8 protein-coding genes, 2 rRNA genes and 1 riboswitch are annotated in these 8,036 nt (G+C 37.7%); of the genes, 9 read left to right on the forward strand and 1 reads right to left on the reverse strand.

Annotation, left to right across the window (positions count from 1 at the left end; all coding sequences use genetic code 11):
- Both AC1DTM_RS14255 and rrf read left to right on the forward strand, forming a co-directional pair.
- A 23S ribosomal RNA gene (locus AC1DTM_RS14255) occupies window positions 1-193 on the forward strand; the annotation flags it as partial.
- A gap of 49 nt (window positions 194-242) precedes the next feature.
- Window positions 243-358, forward strand: a 5S ribosomal RNA gene (gene rrf, locus AC1DTM_RS14260).
- Between the two features lie 43 nt (window positions 359-401).
- Here rrf and AC1DTM_RS14265 read toward each other — a convergent pair.
- Window positions 402-683: a hypothetical protein gene (locus AC1DTM_RS14265; RefSeq protein ID WP_002201974.1), complete on the reverse strand. Its 282-nt coding sequence runs from the start codon at window positions 681-683 to the stop codon at window positions 402-404.
- 282 nt (window positions 684-965) lie between these two features.
- Window positions 966-1,067: riboswitch (purine riboswitch) on the forward strand.
- A gap of 110 nt (window positions 1,068-1,177) precedes the next feature.
- Between AC1DTM_RS14265 and purE the strand changes: the two genes are divergently transcribed.
- The 7 genes from purE to purL all read left to right on the forward strand — a co-directional run.
- Window positions 1,178-1,663 (forward strand): 5-(carboxyamino)imidazole ribonucleotide mutase, encoded by a 486-nt coding sequence (purE, locus tag AC1DTM_RS14270; RefSeq protein WP_477000379.1) that lies wholly within the window; start codon window positions 1,178-1,180, stop codon window positions 1,661-1,663.
- Window positions 1,660-2,811, forward strand: a complete 1,152-nt coding sequence (gene purK, locus AC1DTM_RS14275) for a 5-(carboxyamino)imidazole ribonucleotide synthase (protein WP_016103378.1) — start codon at window positions 1,660-1,662, stop codon at window positions 2,809-2,811. Before purE ends, purK begins: the two co-directional genes overlap by 4 nt.
- Entirely contained in the window at window positions 2,808-4,115 is a 1,308-nt protein-coding gene (gene purB, locus AC1DTM_RS14280; protein ID WP_016103379.1) for an adenylosuccinate lyase, read from the forward strand. The genes purK and purB overlap by 4 nt, the downstream gene beginning before the upstream one ends.
- 88 nt (window positions 4,116-4,203) lie before the next feature.
- The gene (gene purC / locus AC1DTM_RS14285; RefSeq protein ID WP_001170543.1) at window positions 4,204-4,923 is read left to right on the forward strand and encodes a phosphoribosylaminoimidazolesuccinocarboxamide synthase; all 720 of its coding nucleotides are present in this window, start codon (window positions 4,204-4,206) and stop codon (window positions 4,921-4,923) included.
- Window positions 4,916-5,170: a phosphoribosylformylglycinamidine synthase subunit PurS gene (gene purS, locus AC1DTM_RS14290; protein WP_016103381.1), complete on the forward strand. Its 255-nt coding sequence runs from the start codon at window positions 4,916-4,918 to the stop codon at window positions 5,168-5,170. Before purC ends, purS begins: the two co-directional genes overlap by 8 nt.
- A complete protein-coding gene (purQ, locus tag AC1DTM_RS14295; protein WP_000666771.1) occupies window positions 5,167-5,850 on the forward strand; it encodes a phosphoribosylformylglycinamidine synthase subunit PurQ in 684 nt (227 codons plus the stop codon). Before purS ends, purQ begins: the two co-directional genes overlap by 4 nt.
- Window positions 5,834-8,036: phosphoribosylformylglycinamidine synthase II (purL, locus tag AC1DTM_RS14300; RefSeq protein WP_477000380.1), on the forward strand; the 2,203-nt coding region annotated here is incomplete at its 3' end. The genes purQ and purL, both read left to right, overlap by 17 nt.

The following is an 8,036-nucleotide window of genomic DNA, read 5'->3' on the forward strand; positions in this document are numbered from 1 at the left end:
GGGCATAGCTGGGTAGCTATGTGCGGAAGGGATAAGTGCTGAAAGCATCTAAGCATGAAGCCCCCCTCAAGATGAGATTTCCCATAGCGTAAGCTAGTAAGATCCCTGAAAGATGATCAGGTTGATAGGTTCGAGGTGGAAGCATGGTGACATGTGGAGCTGACGAATACTAATAGATCGAGGACTTAACCATATAATATGAAGCAAATGTTATCTAGTTTTGAAGGAATATRCCTTCATAGTTTGGTGATGATGGCAGAGAGGTCACACCCGTTCCCATACCGAACACGGAAGTTAAGCTCTCTAGCGCCGATGGTAGTTGGGACCTTGTCCCTGTGAGAGTAGGACGTCGCCAAGCAAAAACCTAAGTCGTTTCGACTTAGGTTTTTTTGTGTTTATTTTTATTTACCGAAGGTTAAAATCCATAAATTTAATAACGCTAAAGACGAAAAAAGAATGAAATAGAGGCTGTTTAAAATAATGGCAATGATTTTTTGTACTCCTGATTTTCCGAATGCTCCTAAAATAATCCCTAAGATAGGAAAGATTATTTCTATCATAAGTGTATATTTTAAATAATGAGAGTAGAAAAAATGGGATGATATAAATAAGTATTCAATAATTACAGCAATTACTGCGATGGAGAAAAATAAATAGGATAATAACACAGTTATTTTTTTCACGGTTATTCCTCCTTAGAAATTAAATCGTTATAATATAAGTTCTATTGATGTATAGAATACAAGAGTGTATATATTTTAATTAAAACATACTGAAGTACCATATAAACAGTTATACGTAAAATAGATCTCTAGAAATATATATTCTAATTTCCTTTCCTTCTTGTATATAGTTGCAATTCTCCTTTTGAATATAACTAAAACACGAACGTTATCGATGACTAATAAAAAAACATTCGATTATTTATTGACATTGTTTATGAAATATTGTTAATATAGCCATAGAAACAATAATATATAAGACCTCATATAATCGCGGGGATATGGCCTGCAAGTCTCTACCTAACGACCGTTATTCGTTAGACTATGAGGGAAAGTCACTCGGTATTTTTCTATTCACAAGGGATACGTATGCCTGAGTAGAGCGCTTTCTCTCATAGTAAAAGAGAAACTGTTCTATTTCAGGCTTTTTTTATTTGAATCGGGGGGATTCTAATATGAAATCACTAGTTGGAGTCATAATGGGAAGTACGTCAGACTGKGAAACAATGAAATATGCTTGTGACATTTTAGATGAATTAAATATACCGTATGAGAAAAAAGTTGTATCCGCTCATCGGACTCCGGATTATATGTTTGAATATGCAGAGACGGCTCGTGAACGTGGATTGAAAGTTATTATTGCTGGAGCTGGTGGAGCAGCACATTTACCAGGGATGGTTGCAGCGAAGACAAATCTTCCTGTAATTGGCGTTCCAGTTCAATCAAAAGCGTTAAACGGATTAGATTCATTATTATCCATCGTCCAAATGCCAGGAGGGGTTCCAGTTGCAACTGTTGCAATTGGTAAAGCTGGTTCAACAAATGCTGGATTACTTGCTGCACAAATACTTGGATCATTCCATGATGACATACATGATGCATTGGAATTGAGACGAGAAGCGATTGAAAAAGATGTGCGTGAAGGTAGTGAGCTAGTATGACGAGAATCATTTTACCTGGAAAAACAATCGGCATTATTGGAGGCGGCCAGCTTGGAAGAATGATGGCATTGGCAGCTAAGGAGATGGGATATAAAATTGCTGTTTTAGATCCTACAAAGCATTCACCATGTGCACAAGTTGCTGATATTGAGATTGTTGCATCTTATGACGATCTAAAAGCAATTCAGCATTTAGCAGAGATAAGCGACGTTGTCACATATGAATTTGAGAATATTGATTATAGATGTTTACAATGGCTTGAGAAACATGCGTATTTACCACAAGGTAGTCAATTATTAAATAAAACGCAAAATCGTTTTACTGAAAAGAATGCAATTGAAAAAGCTGGGCTACCGGTAGCATCGTATAGATTGGTTCAAAATCAAGATCAACTTACAGAAGCAATTACAGAGTTATCTTTCCCTTCTGTCTTAAAAACAACGACAGGTGGATACGATGGTAAAGGGCAAGTGGTTTTAAAGAGTGAAGCTGATGTTGTGAGAGCAAAAGAACTTACTAATAAAGCAGAATGCATTCTAGAAAAATGGGTACCTTTTGAAAAAGAAATATCAGTTATTGTAATTCGTAGTGTAAGTGGTGAAACGAAAGTATTTCCCGTAGCAGAAAATATTCATGTGAATAACATTTTACATGAATCTATTGTTCCAGCTCGCATTACAGAAGAACTTTCTCAAAAAGCAATTACTTATGCAAAAGTACTTGCGGATGAATTAAAACTTGTGGGAACACTAGCGGTAGAGATGTTTGCTACAGCTGACGGTGAGATTTACATTAATGAACTAGCACCAAGACCTCACAATTCAGGACACTATACACAGGATGCATGTGAAACGAGTCAATTTGGTCAACATATTCGAGCAATCTGTAATTTACCTCTTGGAGAAACAAATTTGTTAAAACCAGTTGTCATGGTAAACATTTTAGGCGAACATATAGAAGGGGTCCTAGGACAAGTGAATAGACTAACCGGGTGCTATTTACACTTGTATGGAAAAGAAGAAGCAAAAGCGCAGCGAAAAATGGGGCATGTTAATATTTTAAATGATAATATTGAAGTCGCTCTAGAAAAAGCGAAGAGTTTGCATATTTGGGACCATCAAGAACAACTGTTGGAGGGAAAAAGATGATTAATCGTTATACACGCCCTGAAATGGGTGCAATTTGGACGGAAGAAAACAAATTTAAGGCATGGTTAGAAGTTGAGATTTTAGCTTGTGAAGCATGGGCTGAGCTTGGCGATATTCCAAAAGAAGATGTTAAAAAAATTCGTGAGCATGCATCATTTGATATTGATCGTATTTATGAAATTGAAAAAGAAACACGTCATGACGTAGTTGCTTTCACTCGTGCTGTATCAGAAACACCAACATTAGGTGAAGAACGCAAATGGGTTCATTACGGTTTAACATCTACAGACGTAGTAGATACAGCTTTATCTTACATCTTAAAACAAGCAAATGAAATCTTGTTAAAAGACTTAGAAAACTTTGTTAGCATTTTAGCTAATAAAGCGAAAGAGCATAAATACACGATTATGATGGGAAGAACACACGGTGTACATGCAGAGCCAACAACATTTGGTTTAAAACTTGGTCTTTGGTATGAAGAAATGAAACGTAACGTAGAGCGTTTCAAACAAGCTGCTGATACAGTTCGCGTTGGTAAATTATCTGGTGCGGTTGGTACATATGCAAATATTGATCCATTCGTAGAAAAGTATGTTTGTGAAAACTTAGGATTAGAAGCAGCACCAATTTCAACACAAACATTGCAACGTGATCGTCATGCACATTACATGTCAACACTTGCACTAATCGCAACATCTGTTGAAAAGATGGCAGTTGAGATTCGTGGTTTACAAAAGAGTGAAACACGTGAAGTTGAAGAGGCTTTCGCAAAAGGTCAAAAAGGTTCTTCTGCAATGCCGCATAAACGTAATCCAATTGGATCTGAAAATATGACTGGTTTAGCTCGTGTTATCCGCGGTTATATGATGACAGCTTACGAGAATGTTCCGTTATGGCATGAGCGTGATATCTCTCACTCTTCTGCAGAACGCGTAATTTTACCAGATGCTACAATCGCGTTAAATTACATGTTAAATCGCTTTGGTAATATTGTTAAAAACTTAACTGTATTCCCAGAGAATATGAAACGCAATATGACAAGAACATACGGCTTAATTTACTCTCAGCGCGTAATGCTTACACTAATTGACAAAGGTCTGGTACGTGAAGAAGCTTATGATATCGTACAGCCTAAAGCGATGGAAGCTTGGGAAACACAAGTACAATTTAAAGAGCTTGTAGAAGCTGATGAGCGTATTACGAGCAAGTTATCACAAGAGGAAATTAATGAATGCTTCAACTATGAGCACCATATGCAACACGTTGATACAATCTTTGAACGCCTTGGGTTAAACGAAGCGTAAAATTTCATATGGCACAGAATAGAGTCATTCTGTGCCATTCTTTATAAAAACATTATTCACATTTTTCAAACTACAGGGGGCTTGCGAAATGCAAAAGCTAGAATTGCTGTATGAAGGTAAGGCAAAAAGAATTTATCGTACAGAATCAGCAGATATGGTTTGGGTAGAGTACAAAGATAGTGCGACTGCTTTCAATGGGGAGAAAAAAGAGACGATTACAGGAAAAGGTCGTTTGAACAATGAGATTACAACTTTATTGTTCAGAAAGTTACAAGAAGTAGGAATAAAAACACATTTTGTAGAGAAGTTATCTGAAACAGAGCAACTTGTTAAAAAAGTGAGTATTATTCCTCTAGAAGTTGTCACAAGAAATGTAATTGCAGGAAGTCTTTCAAAACGATTAGGAATGGAAGAGGGAACTGTACTTGCAGAACCAATCGTAGAATTTTACTTCAAAGATGATGATTTAGGAGATCCGCTTGTAACGGAAGATCATATTCGTGTATTAAACGTTGCATCACCAGAGCAAGTAAGCGTATTACGAGATATGGCTCTACAAATCAATCAAGTGTTGATTGATCATTTCGCAAGCTGTCGTGTAAGATTAGTAGATTTTAAATTAGAGTTTGGTGTAACAGATGAAGGAGAAATCATTTTAGCGGATGAAATTTCACCAGATACTTGCCGTTTATGGGATGAAACGAGCAATGAAAAATTTGATAAAGACGTATTCCGTCGTGACCTTGGAAATTTAACAGAAGCTTATGAAGAGATTTTAAAACGTTTAGGGGGAATTTCACATGTATAAAGTTAAGGTATATGTAACGTTAAGAGAAAGCGTATTAGATCCACAAGGAACAGCAGTAAAAGGGGCACTTCATAGTCTTTCGTTCACAGAAGTACAAGACGTTCGAATCGGAAAATATATGGAATTAACAATTGATAAATCAGTATCTGACCTTGACGTAAAGGTAAAAGAAATGTGTGAAAAACTATTAACAAACGTTGTAATGGAAGACTTCCGTTATGAAGTTGAGGAGGTTGTCGCACAGTGAAATTTGCAGTCATAGTATTCCCAGGTTCGAACTGTGATGTCGATATGTTCCATGCAATTAAAGATGAGCTTGGTGAAGAAGTAGATTACGTTTGGCACGATAGAGAGAATTTAGATGAATATGATGCAATTTTACTACCAGGTGGATTCTCTTACGGTGACTATTTACGTTGTGGTGCTATTTCTCGCTTTGCTAACGCAATGAAAGCAGTGCAAAAAGCTGCTGAGCAAGGAAAGCCAATTTTAGGAGTGTGTAATGGATTCCAGATTCTTGTTGAATCAGGATTACTACCAGGAGCATTAATGAGAAACGAAAACTTAAAGTTTATGTGCCGTACGGTTCAGTTACGTGTTGAAAATAATGAAACGATGTTTACATCACAATATGAAAAAGATGAAGTAATCAATATTCCAATTGCACATGGTGAGGGGAATTACTATTGTGATGAAGCAACTCTTAAACAATTAGAAGAGAACAATCAAATCGCATTCCGTTATGTAGAAAATCCGAACGGTAGCGTTTCAGACATTGCTGGTATTGTAAATGAAAAAGGAAATGTACTTGGTATGATGCCACACCCAGAGCGTGCTGTAGATGAATTGCTTGGTGGTGCTGAAGGGTTAAAAGTCTTTCAATCTATCTTAAAACAGTGGAGGGAAACATATGTCGTTAATGCTTGAGCCAAATCCAACACAAATTAAAGAAGAGCGTATATATGCGGAAATGGGGCTAACAGACGAAGAGTTTGCCATGGTTGAAAAGATTTTAGGCCGTTTGCCGAATTATACAGAAACGGGACTATTCTCTGTTATGTGGTCTGAACATTGTAGTTATAAAAATTCAAAGCCAGTTCTTCGTAAGTTTCCAACGACAGGTGAGCGTGTCTTACAAGGACCTGGAGAAGGCGCTGGAATTGTAGATATCGGTGATAATCAAGCGGTTGTATTCAAAATGGAAAGTCATAACCATCCTTCTGCAATTGAGCCATATCAAGGGGCGGCAACAGGTGTCGGCGGTATTATTCGCGATGTATTCTCTATGGGCGCACGTCCGGTAGCTCTATTAAACTCACTTCGTTTCGGTGAATTACAATCACCACGTGTGAAATATTTATTCGAAGAAGTAGTAGCAGGAATAGCAGGATACGGTAACTGCATCGGGATTCCTACTGTTGGTGGAGAAGTACAGTTTGATCCATGTTATGAAGGAAATCCACTTGTAAATGCAATGTGTGTAGGCTTAATTAATCATGAAGATATAAAAAAAGGGCAAGCGCATGGTGCTGGTAATACAGTAATGTACGTAGGAGCATCAACTGGTCGTGATGGTATTCACGGTGCAACATTCGCATCTGAAGAGCTATCTGAAAGCTCAGAAGCGAAGCGTCCGGCGGTTCAAGTAGGGGATCCATTTATGGAGAAACTTCTTATTGAAGCATGTTTAGAACTTATTCAGTCTGATGCACTTGTTGGAATTCAAGATATGGGAGCTGCTGGTTTAACATCATCTTCTGCAGAAATGGCAAGTAAAGCAGGTATGGGTATTGAAATGTACTTAGATGATGTACCGCAGCGTGAAACAGGAATGACTCCATATGAAATGATGTTATCTGAATCACAAGAGCGTATGTTAATCGTTGTGAAAAAGGGTAGAGAGCAAGAAATAGTAGATTTATTTGAGAAGTATGGTCTTGCAGCAGTTACGATGGGGAAAGTAACGGAAGATAAAATGCTTCGCTTATTCCATAAAGATGTAATGGTAGCTGAAGTACCGGCGGATGCTCTTGCAGAAGAAGCACCAATTTATTATAAACCGTCAAAAGAAGCAGCATACTTTGCTGAGTTCCAGCAGATGAAAATGGAAACACCGCAAGTAGAGGACTATAAAGAAACGTTATTATCTCTATTACAACAACCAACGATTGCAAGTAAAGAATGGGTATATGATCAATATGATTATCAAGTGCGCACAAGCACAGTTGTTACACCAGGTTCAGATGCAGCGGTTGTACGTGTACGCGGTACAGAAAAAGGATTAGCAATGACGACAGATTGTAACTCTCGCTACATTTATCTAGATCCAGAAATGGGCGGTAAAATTGCAGTAGCAGAGGCGGCACGTAATATCGTATGTTCTGGCGGGGAGCCACTTGCAATTACAGATTGCTTAAACTTCGGTAACCCAGAAAAACCAGAAATCTTCTGGCAAATTGAGAAATCAGTAGACGGTATGAGTGAAGCTTGCCGCAAGTTACAAACGCCAGTTATCGGCGGGAATGTATCAATGTATAACGAGCGTAGTGGTGAAGCTGTATATCCAACACCAACTGTTGGGATGGTTGGACTGGTACACGATTTAAAACACGTAACAACACAAGAATTTAAACAAGCTGGCGATTTAGTTTATGTAATTGGAGAGACGAAAGCTGAGTTTGGCGGAAGTGAATTACAGAAAATGATCTACGGGAAAATTTTCGGTCAATCACCAAGTATCGATCTAGATGTAGAATTAAAACGCCAAAAACAATTACTAGCAGCAATTCAAGCTGGACTTGTTCAATCTGCACATGATGTTGCAGAAGGTGGTTTAGCAGTTGCAATTACTGAAAGTGCAATTGGTGCTAACGGTTTAGGTGCTACTGTGAAATTAGATGGGGAAGCAACAGCAGTATTATTTGCAGAATCACAATCTCGCTTTGTTATAACTGTAAAACGTGAAAATAAAGAAGCATTTGAGAAAGCGGTTGAAGCAATTCAAGTTGGAGAAGTTACAAATACAAATGAAGTAACAATTCATAATGAAGAAAATGAAGTATTACTTACAGCAAATGTAGATGAAATGAGAAAGGCTTGGAAAGGGGCAATCC

Source organism: Bacillus sp. P4_D3 (assembly GCF_056401855.1).